This is a genomic window from Stenotrophomonas sp. AG209, from assembly GCF_003550055.1.
Classification (GTDB): Bacteria; Pseudomonadota; Gammaproteobacteria; order Xanthomonadales; family Xanthomonadaceae; genus Stenotrophomonas.
Map to the genome: position 1 here is coordinate 681,454 of NZ_QXDB01000002.1, position 15,834 is coordinate 697,287.

Here is a 15,834-nt window from a genome sequence, read left to right on the forward strand (position 1 = left end):
AGACATCCCGCCAAGGTGCACCTGCCGGCTGTTGCCGCATCGCCATGGGGGACGGAAGTCCGATGGCGCCTGCAGGCGCCGTCGCGTGGGACTTCCGCAGCGACGCGGCCCTGCCGCGTCAGTCCGTGCAGCCTCGCTGCGCCCTGCCACAGGAAGTCCATCAGCATGAACGCCTCCCCCACACGGCACCGCCGTGCGTACGGGCGCGCGCGCGCCACGCGTGTGCCCCTCATTCCCAGCCTGCTGGCCACTGCCCTGTGGGCAGCCCTGCCGGCGCATGCCGCAGACCTCACCGGCCCGCTGCTGGTCAACGACGGTGACAGCCTGCAGCTGGGTGCCGACGATGTCCTCAACCACAGCGCGGGCAGCTTCGCACTTACGGTCACCGGTACCGGCAGCAATGCGCTGATCGACGGCAGCCGCATCCACGTGACCGGCAATGGCAGCGGCGTGTCAGCCGCCAATGGTGGCCAGGTGCAGCTGCGCGGCGCAACGCTGTCGATCGCACCGGCGACCGGCACGGGCTTCTATGCGCTGTATGCCAATGGTGCCGGCAGCGTGATCGACGCACGCGATGTCGACATCGATACCACCCGCAACGGCAGCGGCTATGCCAGCGTGCAGGCATCCAACGGTGGCGTGATCCGCTACACCGGAGGCCGCATTGCGATGACCGGCGGCGTCGGCACCCTGGCCGGCGCCTCCGGCAAGGGCAGTGAGGTGCATCTGGATACCCTGCAGATGAGCGCCGACAGTGGCGCACGCCTGCGCGCCGAAAGCGCCGGCCTGCTGACGATCCGCAACAGCCGGATCACCCTGGCGCCCGGTGGCATCCTCGCCGGCGTCGCCGTCGATGGCGCGGGCAGCCGCGCCGAGTTGTACGACACCTACCTGGACGGCGGCTGGTTCGACATCGGCAGCGGCGGCAGCGTGCTGCTCGAGAACGTGGAAGCGCACTCCGTAGGTGGCAGCATGCGCCTGCTCGGCAGCAGCATCAGCAAGACCTATTCCAGCGCGGTGATCAACGGCGGCAGCTTCTATACCGTTGGCGGCTATGGCGTGAACATCAACAACTGGGGCCAGCTGACCGCCCGCGATGCAGCGTTCGACGTGCGCGACGGCTTTTCCGGATTCTGGCTGGCCAGCGACGAGTCGCGCCTGCAGCTGACCGACAGCACCATTGATACCTGGACGGACACCTACGGCTACGGCGTGGAGATCGCCGGCGGCGTCGCCACCGTGCAGGGTGGCCGGATCACCACACACGGTGATGCGACCTACGGCGTGCGCGTGACCGGCTCCACCGGCAGCACCGCCAGCCGCATCGAAGCCAACGGCAGCGTGATCGACGTACGCGGCAACGGCGGTGGCGGCGTGTTCATCGGCGGCTCCACCGCCACCGCGCTGCTCGACAACGTTGCGATCCGCAGCGACGGCGAGAATGTGTTCGGCATCGTGCACATGAACACCGCGCGGCTGACCCAGGCCGACCGCCTGGACATCCGCATGACCGGCAGCAACAGCGGCGGCTACCGCTCCTACCTGACCGCGTTCGGCCCGTACTGGAACCGTGCCACCCTCAACGACAGCCACATCGAGACCGCCAGTGGCGCCGCGTTCTGGCTGCAGGGCAGCAACCACGCATTGACCGTCAATGGCAGCGACGTGACCGCAGGCGACGGCAGTGGCCGCTTGCTGCGGGTCAGCGACACCGTGTTCACCGACGGCAGCAGCGTGGCGACCAGCCGCATCGACTTCAGTGCCGACGCCAGCACGCTGCGTGGTGACGTAGTGGTCGACAGCGCAACGGCCGACGTGCACATGCTGCTGGGCAACGGCACCACGTTCAGCGGTGCCCTGCGCAACGACTCCGGCTACCAGGTCGCACAGCTGGCGCTGGATGGCAGCAGCCAGTGGAACGTACGCGCCAGTTCCAGCGTCGGTACGCTCGAACACGCCGGCACCATCGCCTTCGATGCGCCGGCGGCGGACGGCTTCAAGACGGTCACTGTCAGCGGCGACTACGTGGGCAATGGTGGCCAGTGGATCTTCAACCGGGCGCTGGGCGACGACACTTCGCTGGGCGACCAGCTGGTGATCAACGGCAACAGCAGCGGCACCGCCAGCGTGAGCGTGCGCAATGCCGGCGGCGCCGGTGCACTGACCCAGGAAGGCATCCGCCTGATCACCGTGGCCGGCCAGTCGGATGCACAGTTCAGCCTGCAGGGCCGCGCGGTCGCCGGGGCCTACGACTACTTCCTGTTCAAGGGCGGTGTGTCGACCCCGGATGATGGCAACTGGTACCTGCGCTCGGAATACGTGCCGCCGGTCGATCCGCCGGAACCGCCGGATCCCCCGATCGACCCGCCGCAGCCGCCGGAACCGCCGGTCGACCCGCCGTCGCCGCCGGGACCGCCGATCGATCCGCCGTTGCCGCCGGAGCCGCCGATCGATCCGCCGCGGCCGCAGGTGGAACGCCCGGAACCAGCGGCCTACCTGGCCAACCGCAGCGCTGCGCTGGGCATGTTCCGGCACAGCCTGCACGACCGCGCCGGTGATCCCGCCGCCCAGGCCGGCACCAGAAGTGACGCCGTGGCCTGGATCCACCTTCGCAGCGCGCAGCCCGACAGCCATGACCGCAACCGCCAGGTGCACGTCGATGGCCAGATCAGCAGCGTACTGGTCGGCGCCGGACGCCGCTTCGAGGTGGGTGGCACGGGTGAACTGCAGGCCGGTGCGATGCTCGGCCATGGCCGCGCGCGCAATGACAGTCGCTCGCAGGTGACCGGCTACACCGCGCGTGGCGTGGTCACCGGCACCAGCGTGGGTGCCTATGCCACCTGGCTGCAGGATGCGCGCATGGAAGGCGGCGCCTATGTGGATGGTTGGCTGCAGTACGGCCGCTTCCGCAACAGCGTGCAGGGCGAAGGCCTGCAGAAGGAGCGCTATGACGCCCGCAACTGGAGTGCGTCGGCCGAGGCCGGCTATGTGCTGCCCCTGCGGCGCACCGCGCAGCGCGGCATCTACCTGGAACCGCAGCTGCAGGTGGTGCACAGCCGTTATGACAGCGACCGCGTGGTCGAGGCCAACGGCACGTTGGTCGAAGACCGCGGTGGCGCCGAGACCAGCACCCGCCTCGGCCTGCGCCTGTACAGCCGTGGATTGAGCGCGGCGCAGGGCCAGGTGCACCCGTACGTGGCGGTGAACTGGTGGTCCGGCGGCAATGGCGCGGGCCTGGCAATGGACGGCGAGCGGCTGCAGCGACAGCTGCCGCGCGACATCTACGAAGCCAAGGCCGGCGTGCAGGTGGATCTGTCCGGCGGCTGGCGCGGCTGGGGTGAACTGAGCCGGCAGAGCGGTGGCATGGGCTTCCGCGACGTCGGCGCCCAGCTGGGCGTGTCGTACAACTGGTGATGCGGGACGTGCCCGGCAAGGGAGTGCCGGGCACTTTTTCCACATGCGGCGTGGAAAGCGATGGGGGTTTGGTGTGGACAAGTGCCTGCGAACCTCACGCAGCAAGCGTTTCAGCACGTGGCTGTTTTTTGTCCACGCCCCTTCGCGGTTTTCCACACCCGTCGTGGAGAGTGGTTGGGATTTGATGTGGACAAGTGGGTGGGAGTGTTGCCGCGCAGGCGTTTCGAAGCGTGGTGAAAATTTGTCCACACTGCACGAGCAAGCCGTGTAAGGCCATGTAAAGCCGAGCATGGGCTCGGCTCTACAGAGGCGAGCGCGGTTTTCCACATCCGCCGTGGAAAGCGATGGGAGTTTGCTGTGGACAAGTGACGGCGAACATCACACCGCAAGCGTTTCGCACTGTGGTGTTTTTTTGTCCATTACCGGAAACGCGAACGCCCCGCACAGGGCGGGGCGTCCGGGGTCGATCCAATGCCGCTGGATCAGACGTTGAAGCGGAAGTGCAGGATGTCGCCTTCCTGCACGCGGTATTCCTTGCCTTCCAGGCGCAGGCGACCGGCTTCCTTGGCACCGGCTTCGCCCTTGTACTTGATGAAGTCGTCATACGCGATGGTTTCAGCGCGGATGAAGCCCTTCTCGAAGTCGGTGTGGATGACCGCGGCAGCCTGCGGGGCGGTGGCGCCCTTGCGCACGGTCCACGCACGGACTTCCTTCACGCCGGCGGTGAAGTAGGTCTGCAGGCCGAGCAGGCTGTAGGCCGCGTTGATCACGCGGTTCAGGCCCGGCTCGCTCAGGCCCAGGTCGGCCAGGAAGGTATCGCGGTCTTCGTCGTCGAGCTGCGACAGCTCTTCTTCGATCGCGGCCGACACCGGCACCACCTGCGCGCCTTCGGCGGCAGCATGCGCGCGCACGGCTTCCAGGTGCGGGTTGTTCTCGAAACCGTCTTCCAGCACGTTGGCGATGTACATCACCGGCTTCAGGGTCAGCAGGAACAGGTCGCGCACCAGCGCCTTCTCTTCCTCATCCAGGCCCACCGAACGGCCGGACTTGCCGTCCGACAGCGCCGCCTGCAGCTTAGCCAGCACCGGCTTGCGCGCCGCGGCGTCCTTGTCACCGCCCTTGGCCGCGCGCTCGGCACGGTTCAGCGCCTTCTCGACGCTGTCCAGGTCGGCCAGCGCCAGCTCGGTATCGATGGTCTCGATGTCCGAGATCGGGTCGACCTTGTTGTTGACGTGGATGACGTCGGCGTTCTCGAAGCAACGCACCACGTGGGTGATCGCATCGACTTCGCGGATGTGCGCCAGGAACTTGTTGCCCAGGCCTTCACCGCTGGCGGCACCGGCGACCAGACCGGCGATGTCGACGAACTCGACCGCGGTCGGGATGACCTTCTGCGGGTTGATGATCGCTGCCAGCTCGTTCAGGCGCGGATCCGGCACCGGCACGATGCCGACGTTCGGCTCGATGGTGCAGAACGGGAAGTTCGCCGCGGCGATACCCGCCTTGGTCAGCGCATTGAACAGGGTCGACTTGCCGACGTTGGGCAGGCCGACGATGCCGCATTTGATACCCATGGGTGACAGCTCTCTGGGGTGAAAGTGATTGGTGAAACAGCGCGCGCGCTGCTTGGCCAATCCATCTCGGTGTCGATCATTGTGTGCCAACCAAGGTTGGCACCTACCCGAAGCGGGTTATTTCGGGGTATGAAGCCGCTTCATCGCTTCGCTGAAATCGCCCTGCACTGCCAGCGGCAGCACGTCGATGGCATCGTCGATGGCGCGCGAAATCAGTACGTCGTCATCCTTGGAAGGGCGTCCCAGAACCCAGCCCACCACGCGGTCCTTGTGGCCGGGATGGCCGATGCCCACGCGCAGGCGATGGAACTTGCCGTGGCCGAGCAACCGGATGGTGTCGCGCAGGCCGTTCTGGCCGCCGTGGCCACCGTCGAACTTAAGCCGCGCCGCACCGGGCGGCAGGTCCAGCTCGTCGTGGGCCAGCAGGGTTTCCTCCGGCTCGATCTTCCAGAACCGCTGCGCGGCGGTGACCGACTTGCCGCTGAGGTTCATGAAGGTGGCGGGCTTGAGCAGCCACACCGTCTGCCCGGCGATCTCGACCTTGGCGGTCTCGCCGAACAGCTTGCTGTCCACATTCCATCGCGCACCGGCTTTTTCCGCCAGGGCCTCAACGAAATGAAACCCGGCATTGTGCCGGGTCCGGGCGTGTTCCGATCCGGGATTGCCCAGACCGACGATCAGTCGCAGTCCTGCCATGGTTCCTTCCAGTACGGTGCCTGCCCGGAGGCAGGCACCGTAACGGTATTACTCGGCGGCAGCCGCTTCTTCGTCAGCCGCGTCGGCCTTGCCGGCCTTGGCGGTGACGATGGCGTCGTCGTGGTCCTTGCCCAGCGCCAGCGCCGGGATTTCCACGCCCTTCGGCAGCTTGATGTTGGACAGGTACACCACGTCACCGGCCTTCAGCTCGCCCAGGTCGACTTCGATCGACTCCGGCAGGTCCTTCGGCAGGCAGGTGATGGTCACTTCCTTCAGTTCGTGGGTGACCACGACGTCGGCAGCCTTGCCGGCCGGCGAGGTGTCTTCGTTGATGAAGTGCAGCGGGACCGAAGCGGTCAGGGCTTCGTTCTCGTTCACGCGCTGGAAGTCCAGGTGCATGATCAGCTGCTTGTACGGGTGGCGCTGCATGTCACGCAGCAGGACCTTCTGCACCTGGCCGTCCAGGTTCAGGTCCAGGATCGAGGCATAGAACCACTCGTTCTGCTGGGCCAGCCAGATTTCGTTGTGGTCCAGGCTGATGGCGACCGGCTCGGCGTTGCCGCCGTACACGATGGCCGGGATCACACCAGCGTGACGCAGGCGGCGGCTCGCACCCTTACGCTGCAGTTCACGCTTGGTGACCTTGATTTCATGGGTCTTCGACATTTTCGACTACTCAGGTTGTTGCCTTGCCTTGCGGCGTGGCGGTTGAAGATGCTTCCGCGACCAGAAGCACCCGGGGTATGTCCCCGCCGTTGCCGGCAGGGACGAAAAACTCAGTCGACGTACAGCGAGCTGACCGACTCGCCGAAGGCGATGCGGCGCATCGTTTCGGCCAGCATTTCCGCCACGCTCAGCTGGCGGATCTTGCTGCACACCCGCGCTGCGTCCTTCAGCGGGATGGTGTCGGTCACCACCAGCTCGTCGAGCTGGGAATTGGTGATGTTGTCCACCGCCGGGCCCGACAGCACCGCGTGGGTGCAGTAGGCGGCGACCTTGAGCGCACCGCGCGCCTTCAGGGCAGCGGCAGCGGCGCACAGGGTGCCGGCGGTATCGACGATGTCATCGACCATCACGCAGGTCTTGCCTTCGACGTCACCGATGATGTTCATCACGGTGGAGACGTTGGCGCGCGGGCGGCGCTTGTCGATGATCGCCAGATCGGCGTCATCCAGGCGCTTGGCCACCGCACGGGCGCGGACCACGCCGCCCACGTCCGGCGACACGACGATCAGGTTCTCGGTGCCGTAGGCGCGCCAGATGTCGGCCAGCAGCAGCGGGGACGCATACACGTTGTCCACCGGAATATCGAAGAAGCCCTGGATCTGGTCGGCGTGCAGGTCGACGGTCAGCACGCGATCAGCGCCAGCGGTGCTGAACATCTTCGCCGCCAGCTTGGCGGTGATCGGCACGCGCGAGGAACGCATGCGGCGGTCCTGGCGCGAGTAGCCGAAGTACGGCACCACGGCGGTCACGCTGGCCACCGATGCGCGCTTGAGCGCGTCGATCAGCACCAGCAGTTCCATCAGGTTTTCCGCGCTCGGCGCGCAGGTCGGCTGGATTACGAACACGTCCTGCTTGCGGACGTTCTCTTCGATTTCCACCTGCACTTCACCATCGGAGAAGTGCGAGACCAGCGCCTTGCCCGGGCGCACCCCCAGTTCCTTGCAGATGTTCTGCGCCAGACGTTTGTTGGCGTTGCCGGAAAAGACCAGCAGGTTCGGGGACTCTTGCATCATGATTGTCTCGGGCGGGGACGAGTGGCGGGGATCCGGGGTCGGCAAGGACCCGATGGACCCTTGCTGCTGACAACACCGCGGTTGTTTCCACGTCCCGCGCAGGTGATGCGCTGGAAGGCGCGGACACAGCCGCTATTGGCAGGGGCGGTAGGATTCGAACCTACGAATGCCAGGATCAAAACCTGGTGCCTTGGGCCTCTTGGCGACGCCCCTGCATTGATAAATCTAGTGTTGCTCGAGTGCATCCAGCAGTGGCGAACGCGCAACGCCCGCTGCCACCCTTGCCCGCAACTCCTTCGGCAATTTCGACCGTCCCTGCTCTGCAGCAGACTGCGACGCGAACTCGACGAAACAACCACTTCCCGAACCGGTCAGCCGCGCCGCGCCGATGTCGCTCAACGCGGCAAGCGCCGCCTCGACGGCAGGCTCACGGCGGCGCAGCACCGGTTCGAACGCGTTCCCGACCAGGGTCCCGGAAGCGAAGTCCTCTATTTTCGCCACTGGGCTGTCGCGCGTCAAATCCGGGTCTGCAAACAGGACCGGCGTAGGAACATGAACGCCCGGTTCAACCACCACATACCAGGCCGGGGCCAGCGTGATCGGCTGCAGGCGCTCGCCCACCCCCTCGGCCCAGGCATTGCGGCCACGCACGAACACCGGCACGTCGGCGCCCAGGCGCAGGCCCAGCGCCGCCAGCGCGTCTTCGTCCAGGCCCGCCTGCCAGAGCCGGTTCAGCACTACCAGCACGGTGGCCGCATCGGACGAACCACCACCGAAGCCACCACCGGCAGATACATGCTTTTCAACGATGATGTCCGCGCCTTGCGCGACATTCGCTACTTCTTTAAGCAGGCGCGCGGCACGCACCGCCAGATCATCGGCCTCGGCCACGCCGGCCAGGCCCTCGCCCTGCCGACGCACCTGGCCGTCTTCACGCAGTCGCAGGCCGATGCGGTCCCCCCAGTCCAGCAGGCGGAACACGGTCTGCAACTCGTGGTAGCCGTCGGCCCGGCGGCCGGTGATGTGCAGGAACAGGTTCAGCTTGGCCGGGGCCGGCCACCAGGACCAGCCCGCGTCGTCGCGCCCGGCACTCATGGCGTGCCCTGCCCCCACTGGTCCACCAGCAGGCGCACCTTGGCGTCGCCATTGCTGGCTTCGATCCGGCGCGGCAACGCCGGGCGCCCGGCCTCGGCGGGATACCAGTCCAGGTACTGCACCTGCCAGCCCATCTGCTGCATGCGACGCGGCCGGCCTTCACCGTCGCGCTCGACCTTCTCCGGACCGGCAGCATCGCCGGCCACCAGGCCACGGATCCACTCCGGCAGCTGGTTGACCGGAATGTCCCAGCCGGTCGCCTCGAGCAGCAGCTGCTGGGCATCCTCACCGTCACGGGTGCCACCGGCCAGCCCTTCCAGGCGACCGGCTTCGGAATGGGTATCGCCAGTCAGCTTCCAGCTCTGCCGGGTCACCGGCGCGCTCAGCTCGACCACATAACGGCGCCCGTCCTGCTTCCAGTCGATGCGACCGCTGCCACCGTCCTTGCCTTTGCTGACCGCGACCCGACCCTGGAAGGCCCAGTCCGGCTGTGCCTGCAGCGCGGCCACGCGCGCTGCCTCGGCCTGCGCCGCTTCAGCCGAAACAATCTCGACCACCGCTGGCGCCGGGGTCTTCTGCGTGCCGACGCTGGTACAGGCGCTCACCGCCAGGGTCGCGGCCGCCAACAGCAGCGGCCGGATCAGGGAACCACTCATGGATTGAATTTCTCGCGGGCGCGCAGCAGCGCGCGGTTTTCAGGGTCGAGCTTGGCCGCTTCGTCGAAGAAGTGGCGGGCCTCATCATGCTTGCCCAGCACCCACAGCACTTCGCCGACGTGGGCGGCGATCTCTGGGTCCTTGGCCAGGGTCCAGGCCCGGCGCAGCTGCACCAGCGCTTCTTCCTTGCGACCCAGGCGATACAGCACCCAGCCATAGCTGTCGACGATGGCGGCGTTGTCCGGCTCGGCCACGCGGGCGCGGTCGATCAGCTCCAGCGCCTCCTGCAGGCGGCCGGTACGGTCAGCCAGGGTGTAGCCCAGCGCGTTCAGTGCCGGCACGTTTTCCGGGTCGGTCACCAGGATCTTGCGCAGGTCGGCCTCGGCGCGCGGGATGTCGTCGCGGCGCTCCCAGGTAAGCGCACGGGCGTACAGCAGGCCGTTGTCGTCCGGGTAGGCGGCCAGGCCGCGGGCCAGCGCATCCAGTTCACCGGCACTGTCGTCACCGCGTTGGCGCAGCTCGGCCTCCAGCAGGTAGGCGTCGCGGCGTACATCGTCATCGACCACCGCATCGGACTGGATCGCGTGCACTTCCTCCAGCGCCAGCGGCAGGCGCCCGGCCAGGGCCTGGGCATTGGCGGCGCGCAGGCGCGCTTCGCTCAGTTCATCGCCACCGGGCACGCTGTGGTACCACTGCACCGCCTCGGGGTAACGCTTCAGGTATTCGGCGATCTTGCCCAGCAACAGGCGCTGCGCCGGATCCGGCTTGGCCGCCTGCCGCGACAGCTCGTTGTAGAGATTGGACAGCGCTGCCTTGTCGCCCTGCTTGGCCAGCAGCGAGGCGCGCATGCCCCAGGTCTGTACGTCCTGCGGGCCGAACGCCAGTACGCGCTCGGCCGCAGCCGGCTGTCCCAGGCTGTCGTAGGCGATGGCCACCGCATTGCGCAGCTCGGGGTCCTGACGGGTCTTCGGCTCGACGTCGTGCAGCAGCGACAATGCCTTGTCGGTCTCGCCCGCCTGTTGCAGCTGGCTGGCACGCAGCAGCGCCACACGCGGCTCTTCCGGGAAGCGCTTGACCACTTCATCGATCATGCGCCGCGCCAGCTCGGGCTTGTCCATGCGCAGGGCCAGGCGACCGAATTCCTGCCAGGCCTCGATCTTGGGTGGAATGGCATTGGCATCGACCAGCTCGCCCAGCACCTGCGCCGGTACCGCCGGGTCGCGGCCACCGCCGATCAGTGCGGCCAGGGCGAACTTCCAGCCACGCTCGTCGGGATCGGCCAGCAGCGCCTGCAGCTCGGTGCGGGCGGCCTTCACATCGCCCTGGCGCATGGCCAGCGCACCGGCGGCGCTGCGCATGGTCAGCGAGCGTGGGGCGCGTTGCTGCCACAGCGCCAGGCCCTTGGCGGCGCTGGCATCATCGTTGGCGAGCATGGAAATGCGGGTCGCGCGCTCGGCCAGGCCGGCGTCGCCGTCGGTCTGCTGGGCCGCCTGCAGGTACCAGCGCGCGGCCTCGGCCAATTTGCCGGCCTGCAGGGCGAACTCACCGGCCATCACCGGTTCCAGCGCCAGTTCCTCAGTGGCCGCGGCCCGCACGGGGGCCTTGGCCGGCACCGCCGCCAGGGCCTGGGCGCAGGCCAGGGACAGCAGCAGAACACTGGGGATGCGAATCAATGCGGGCATCGTCGGCATCGGGGCCTTAAAATGTCGTCCAATGGCCAGCAGCTTATCGCAAGCAACTGAACAATGACCCTGTGGGTGCTCGGACTGAATCACCAGACCGCACCGGTGGAGCTGCGCGAGCGCGCGGCCTTCGCCGGTGAGGCGTTGCCGCGTGCGCTGGGCTCGCTGCGCGATACCCCGCAGATCGCCGAGGCAGTGCTGCTGTCCACCTGCAACCGCACCGAGCTGTACGCCGTGGCCGAGTCGGCACAGGCGCTGGACCAGTGGCTGCACAGCCAGGCCGGCGACCTGCAGGGCTACCTGTACCAGCATGCCGATGCCGAGGCCGTGCGCCACCTGTTCCGGGTCGCCACCGGGCTGGACTCGATGGTGCTGGGCGAACCGCAGATCCTCGGCCAGGTGAAGGATGCCTGGTCGACCGCGCGTGACCATGGCCTGCTCGGCCAGCGCCTGGACCGCTTGTTCCAGCAGACCTTCTCGGTGGCCAAGCGTGCGCGCACCGATACCCAGGTCGGCGCCAACCCGGTGTCGGTGGCCTCGGCGGCGGTGCGCCTGGCGCAGAACGCGTTCGCGCGACTGGACGACTCCACCGTGCTGCTGGTCGGTGCCGGCGAGACCATCGAACTGGCTGCACGTCACCTGAGTGAAGGCAAGGTGCGGCGACTGCTGATCGCCAACCGCACCCTCGCCCACGCGCAGGAGCTGGCCAGCCGTCATGGCGGCGTGGCACTGCCACTGACCGAACTGGACCGCCACCTGGGCGAGGCCGACGTGGTGTTCTCGGCCACCGCTGCGCGCGAGCCAGTGATCCACCGCGAGATGGTGGCCAAGGCCCTGCGTGCGCGCCGGCACAAGCCGATGCTGCTGTTCGACCTGGCCGTGCCGCGCGACATCGAGGCCGAGGTCGGCACGCTCAACGACGCCTTCCTCTACACCGTCGATGACCTGGAACGCGCGGTGGAAGACAACCGCCGTGGCCGCCGCGAGGCCGCCGCCGAGGCCGAGGCGATCATCGACCTGCAGGTGTCGCGCTTCGTCGAGACCCAGCAGGCCAGCGCCCACCAGGCACCGCTGCGGCAGCTGCGTGCGTTCGGCGAAGCCACCCGCGCCGAACTGCTGGAGCGCGCGCGCCAGCAGCTGGCCAACGGCAAGCCGGCCGACGAAGTGCTGGAACTGCTGGCCCATGGCCTGACCAATCGACTGCTGCACCCGCCGACCGCCGCACTGCGCGCCGCCGCGCTGAGTGGCGATGCTGACCTGACCCGCGCCGCCGAGCGCCTGTTCCCGGCCACGCCGGGTTACCGCCACCCACCCGTGAGACCCGATGACGCCGACCCTGCGCCGTAAGCTGGAAGCGCTGGCCGAGCGCCGCGAAGAACTGGAACGCCTGCTCGCCGAACCCGATGTGGTCGCCGACAACACCCGTTTCCGCGACCTTTCGCGCGAATTCGCCCAACTTGAACCGGTCGCCACTGCACTGGCCGATGAAGCCCGTGCCAAGGCCGACCTGGCCGCCGCCGAAGGCATGCGCGCCGACCCCGACCTGCGCGAACTGGCCGACGAGGAAATCGCCGCTGCGCAGGCGCGCCTGCAGGAACTGGAAGAAGAACTGGCCCTGCTGCTGGTACCGCGCGATCCGCGCGACGAAGGCAACCTGTTCCTGGAGGTGCGCGCCGGTACCGGCGGCGACGAAGCCGCGATCTTCGCCGGCGACCTGTTCCGCATGTACGCCCGCTATGCCGAGCGCCAGGGCTGGAAGGTCGAGATCGAATCGGACAATCCCGGCGAGCATGGCGGCTACAAGGAAGTGGTGGCGCGCGTGGTCGGCCGGGGTGCGTTCTCGCGCCTGAAGTTCGAATCGGGCACGCATCGCGTGCAGCGCGTGCCGGCCACCGAGTCGCAGGGCCGCATCCATACCTCGGCGGCCACGGTGGCGATCATTCCCGAGGCCGACGAAGTCGACGACATCGTCATCAACCCGGCCGACCTGAAGGTGGATACGTTCCGCTCGTCCGGTGCCGGTGGCCAGCACGTCAACAAGACCGAGTCGGCGATCCGCATCACCCACGTGCCGACCGGCGTAGTGGTGGAGTGCCAGACCGAGCGCAGCCAGCACGCCAACCGTGACAAGGCGATGAAGCGGCTGAAAGCGCAGCTGCTCGATGCCGAGCGCCAGCGACAGGACGCCGCGCAGGCCGAATCGCGGCGCCTGCAGGTCGGCAGCGGTGACCGTAGCCAGCGCATCCGCACCTACAATTTCCCCCAGGGCCGGATCACCGACCACCGCGTGGAAGGCCTGACCCTGTACGACCTGCCCAACATCCTTGCCGGCGACCTCGACCCACTGCTGCAGCGGCTCAGCCACGAGCACCAGGTCGACGCCCTGGCCCAGCTGTCGGCGGGCTGAGCACGATGTCGGCCTGGCAGCAGCGACAGCACCTGCAGCAGGCGATCGCACGCCAGCCCGGCGATTTCGTCGCCTGGGTGATGCTGGCCGACCTGGAACTGGAAGCCGGCGACATTGCCGCCGGCGAGCAGGCCGCACGACGTGCGCTGCAGCTGCGCCCGAACCACCCCGAAGCACTGGCACGGCTGGGTCGCGTGGCCTGGATGGCCGGCGCGCATGCCGACGCGGCCAGGCTGCTTGGCCAGGCCTCGGCACTGGCCCCGCAGCACCCGGGCATCGCGCTGTGGCTGGGCCATGCACTGGAAGATGCCGACGATGCCGAAGGCGCGGCGGCGGCCTATCGCCGCGCACATACGCTGATGCCGGACGAACCCTACATCGCCGCCCAGCGCCTGGCCTGGCAGCGGCGCCTGTGCGACTGGCAGGACGTGGACGCGCTGGCCACGCAGGTACGTGCCGCGCTCGCTTCCGGTCAGGGCGCGGTGGAGCCGTTCGCCTTCCTCAGCGAAGACGCCAGCGCTGCCGAGCAGCTGGCCTGCGCACGTGCGCGCGCCTCGCTGATCGCCGCCTCGGTTCGGCCCTTGCCGGCGGCAACGGTACGCGCGCGCGGCCCGTTGCGCGTCGGTTTCCTCTCCAATGGCTTCGGCGCCCACCCCACCGGGCTGCTGACCGTGGCCCTGCTCGAACACCTGCGTCATGACCCGGCGCTGCAGCTGCACCTGTTCGCGTTGAACCGCGCCGATGGCAGCCGCATCCGCGATCGCCTGCAGGCCGCGACCCGGCTGCATGAGGTAGCCGCACTACGGCATGCCGACATCGCAGCCCGCGTCCGCGCACAGGGCATCGACCTGCTGTTCGACCTGCGCGGCTGGGGCGGCGGCGGCACGCCCGAGGTGCTGGCAATGCGCCCGGCCCCGCTGCAGCTGAACTGGCTGGCCTACCCCGGCACATCAGGTGCACGCTGGCTGGATGCCGTGGTCGCCGACGAATTCGTGCTGCCCGCATCGCTGGAACCTCACTTCAGCGAACGCGTCCTGCGCCTGCCACGCGCCTTCCAGCCCTCGGACAACACCCGCGTACTGGAACCGGCGCCGTCCCGCGCCGAATGCGGGCTGCCCGAACACGGCGTGGTGTTCTGCTGCTTCAACAACAGCTACAAGCTCAACCCACGCAGCATGGGCCGCGCCTTCGCAGTGCTGCAGGCCGTGCCCGGCAGCGTGCTGTGGTTGCTGTCCGGCCCCGGCCAGGCCGACGCCCGCCTGCGCACCGCCGCGCAGGCGGCCGGCCTGGACCCGGCCCGCCTGGTGTTCATGGCCAAGCTGCCGCATCCACAGTACCTGGCCCGCTATCAGCTGGCCGACCTGTTCCTCGACACCCATCCCTACAATGCGCACACCACCGCCTCCGATGCGCTGTGGGCCGGCTGCCCGATACTGACCTGCCCGGGCGACACCTTCGCCGCGCGCGTGGCCGGCAGCCTCAATCATCATCTGGGGCTGGCCCGGATGACTGTCGCCGACGACGCGGCGTTCATCGCCACCGCCAGCGCGCTGGGCAATGACCCTGCGGCACTAGCCGCGCTGCGTGCCGAGCTGGCGCAGGCGCGCGACCGCAGTGGACTGTTCGACATGGCCGGGTTTGCCCGCGACCTGTCGGCGCTGCTGCAGCAGCTGGCTGGCGAACAGGGCTGGCAGGGTGTCGACAATACCTGAGCGATCCCTGCGTTACGCTCGGGCTTCCTCCACGCCTGGTGTGATGATGGCCAAGCTCAAGCGCAAGGACTACGACGAACTGCTGCTGCCGCTGCAGCTGGAACTGACCGCGATGGCGCGTTGGGTGCAGCACAGCGGGCAACGCCTGCTGGTGCTGTTCGAAGGACGGGATACGGCAGGCAAGGGCGGCGCGATCCAGGCCATCAGCCAGCATCTCAACCCGCGCCAATGCAGGGTGGTGGCACTGCCCAAGCCTACCGACCGCGAAGCCACGCAGTGGTATTTCCAGCGTTACGCCTCGCATCTTCCCGCCGCCGGCGAGATCGTGCTGATGGACCGCAGCTGGTACAACCGCGCCGGCGTCGAGCGGGTGATGGGCTACTGCAGCGAGACCGAGTACCAGCAGTTCCTGCGCCAGGCGCCGGTGTTCGAACAGCTGCTGGTGGATGACGGCATCCTGCTGTTCAAGTACTGGCTGTGCGTGGACCAGGAGCAGCAGGAGAAGCGCTTCGCCGAGCGCCATCTCGATCCGCTGAAGGGCTGGAAGCTGTCCCCGGTCGACCTGAAATCGCGCAGCAAGTACAGCGCCTATACCGAAGCCCGCGAGGCGATGCTGCGCGCGACGCATCGCGAGGCGGCGCCGTGGACGCTGGTGGATTTCAACGACCAGCGGCTGGGCCGACTGACCCTGGTGCGCAACCTGCTGGACCGGTTGCCGGACACGCGGGTCGATGCGCCGTTGCCGGAGCTGCCGAAGCTGAAGGGCAAGCTGCATCGCGAGCACTACGATGTACTGAAGCCGATCGAGGAGTTCCCGGTCGAGGAATAGGGTTGTTCGGCAGGGTCGCACCCTGCACCT

General features: G+C 68.0%; 12 protein-coding genes and 1 tRNA gene. 5 read left to right on the forward strand and 8 right to left on the reverse strand.

Going from position 1 to position 15,834, the window contains the following annotated elements; translation table 11 throughout:
* Positions 1-165 precede the first annotated feature (165 nt).
* Positions 166-3,414: an autotransporter outer membrane beta-barrel domain-containing protein gene (locus DFO63_RS14860; RefSeq protein ID WP_119007247.1), complete on the forward strand. Its 3,249-nt coding sequence runs from the start codon at positions 166-168 to the stop codon at positions 3,412-3,414.
* 482 nt (positions 3,415-3,896) lie between these two features.
* Here the strand turns inward: DFO63_RS14860 and ychF are convergent, their stop codons facing one another.
* From ychF to DFO63_RS14900, 8 genes are all read right to left on the reverse strand, one after another.
* Positions 3,897-4,988, reverse strand: a complete 1,092-nt coding sequence (ychF, locus tag DFO63_RS14865) for a redox-regulated ATPase YchF (protein WP_014036087.1) — start codon at positions 4,986-4,988, stop codon at positions 3,897-3,899.
* A gap of 117 nt (positions 4,989-5,105) precedes the next feature.
* A complete protein-coding gene (gene pth / locus DFO63_RS14870; protein WP_119007248.1) occupies positions 5,106-5,684 on the reverse strand; it encodes an aminoacyl-tRNA hydrolase in 579 nt (192 codons plus the stop codon).
* Positions 5,685-5,732: 48 nt separating this feature from the next.
* Positions 5,733-6,350 (reverse strand): 50S ribosomal protein L25/general stress protein Ctc, encoded by a 618-nt coding sequence (locus DFO63_RS14875; RefSeq protein ID WP_014036085.1) that lies wholly within the window; start codon positions 6,348-6,350, stop codon positions 5,733-5,735.
* A gap of 110 nt (positions 6,351-6,460) precedes the next feature.
* Positions 6,461-7,420, reverse strand: a complete 960-nt coding sequence (locus DFO63_RS14880; protein WP_005415400.1) for a ribose-phosphate diphosphokinase — start codon at positions 7,418-7,420, stop codon at positions 6,461-6,463.
* Positions 7,421-7,559: 139 nt separating this feature from the next.
* A tRNA-Gln gene (locus tag DFO63_RS14885) sits at positions 7,560-7,636 on the reverse strand.
* A 12-nt stretch (positions 7,637-7,648) separates the two neighbouring features.
* Entirely contained in the window at positions 7,649-8,518 is an 870-nt protein-coding gene (gene ispE, locus DFO63_RS14890) for a 4-(cytidine 5'-diphospho)-2-C-methyl-D-erythritol kinase (protein ID WP_049445896.1), read from the reverse strand.
* Positions 8,515-9,174 carry a lipoprotein insertase outer membrane protein LolB gene (lolB, locus tag DFO63_RS14895; RefSeq protein ID WP_049445898.1) on the reverse strand — a complete coding sequence of 220 codons (660 nt, stop codon included), beginning with the start codon at positions 9,172-9,174 and terminating at the stop codon, positions 8,515-8,517. The genes ispE and lolB overlap by 4 nt, the downstream gene beginning before the upstream one ends.
* On the reverse strand, positions 9,171-10,856 hold the full coding sequence (locus tag DFO63_RS14900) for a tetratricopeptide repeat protein (protein ID WP_182474427.1): 1,686 nt from the start codon (positions 10,854-10,856) through the stop codon (positions 9,171-9,173). Before DFO63_RS14900 ends, lolB begins: the two co-directional genes overlap by 4 nt.
* A gap of 63 nt (positions 10,857-10,919) precedes the next feature.
* On the opposite strand from DFO63_RS14900, the gene hemA reads away from it, so the two are divergent.
* The 4 genes from hemA to ppk2 are packed head-to-tail and all read left to right on the forward strand — an operon-like array spanning position 10,920 to position 15,804.
* Entirely contained in the window at positions 10,920-12,203 is a 1,284-nt protein-coding gene (gene hemA / locus DFO63_RS14905) for a glutamyl-tRNA reductase (protein ID WP_032130429.1), read from the forward strand.
* On the forward strand, positions 12,181-13,263 hold the full coding sequence (gene prfA / locus DFO63_RS14910) for a peptide chain release factor 1 (protein WP_049445902.1): 1,083 nt from the start codon (positions 12,181-12,183) through the stop codon (positions 13,261-13,263). Before hemA ends, prfA begins: the two co-directional genes overlap by 23 nt.
* Before the next feature lie 5 nt (positions 13,264-13,268).
* Positions 13,269-14,975: a tetratricopeptide repeat protein gene (locus DFO63_RS14915; protein WP_119007249.1), complete on the forward strand. Its 1,707-nt coding sequence runs from the start codon at positions 13,269-13,271 to the stop codon at positions 14,973-14,975.
* A gap of 46 nt (positions 14,976-15,021) precedes the next feature.
* The gene (ppk2, locus tag DFO63_RS14920; protein ID WP_049445984.1) at positions 15,022-15,804 is read left to right on the forward strand and encodes a polyphosphate kinase 2; all 783 of its coding nucleotides are present in this window, start codon (positions 15,022-15,024) and stop codon (positions 15,802-15,804) included.
* Positions 15,805-15,834: the final 30 nt, after the last annotated feature.

Excerpts from the sequence above, each read along its gene's own strand:
- pth (WP_119007248.1), bottom strand. The coding sequence starts at position 5,684 with ATGGCAGGACTGCGACTGATCGTCGGTCTGGGCAATCCCGGATCGGAA.
- ychF (WP_014036087.1), bottom strand. The coding sequence starts at position 4,988 with ATGGGTATCAAATGCGGCATCGTCGGCCTGCCCAACGTCGGCAAGTCG.
- DFO63_RS14875 (WP_014036085.1), bottom strand. The coding sequence starts at position 6,350 with ATGTCGAAGACCCATGAAATCAAGGTCACCAAGCGTGAACTGCAGCGT.
- DFO63_RS14860 (WP_119007247.1), top strand. The coding sequence starts at position 166 with ATGAACGCCTCCCCCACACGGCACCGCCGTGCGTACGGGCGCGCGCGC.
- DFO63_RS14900 (WP_182474427.1), bottom strand. The coding sequence starts at position 10,856 with ATGCCCGCATTGATTCGCATCCCCAGTGTTCTGCTGCTGTCCCTGGCC.
- DFO63_RS14915 (WP_119007249.1), top strand. The coding sequence starts at position 13,269 with ATGTCGGCCTGGCAGCAGCGACAGCACCTGCAGCAGGCGATCGCACGC.
- prfA (WP_049445902.1), top strand. The coding sequence starts at position 12,181 with ATGACGCCGACCCTGCGCCGTAAGCTGGAAGCGCTGGCCGAGCGCCGC.
- DFO63_RS14880 (WP_005415400.1), bottom strand. The coding sequence starts at position 7,420 with ATGCAAGAGTCCCCGAACCTGCTGGTCTTTTCCGGCAACGCCAACAAA.
- lolB (WP_049445898.1), bottom strand. The coding sequence starts at position 9,174 with ATGAGTGGTTCCCTGATCCGGCCGCTGCTGTTGGCGGCCGCGACCCTG.
- ppk2 (WP_049445984.1), top strand. The coding sequence starts at position 15,022 with ATGGCCAAGCTCAAGCGCAAGGACTACGACGAACTGCTGCTGCCGCTG.
- ispE (WP_049445896.1), bottom strand. The coding sequence starts at position 8,518 with ATGAGTGCCGGGCGCGACGACGCGGGCTGGTCCTGGTGGCCGGCCCCG.
- hemA (WP_032130429.1), top strand. The coding sequence starts at position 10,920 with ATGACCCTGTGGGTGCTCGGACTGAATCACCAGACCGCACCGGTGGAG.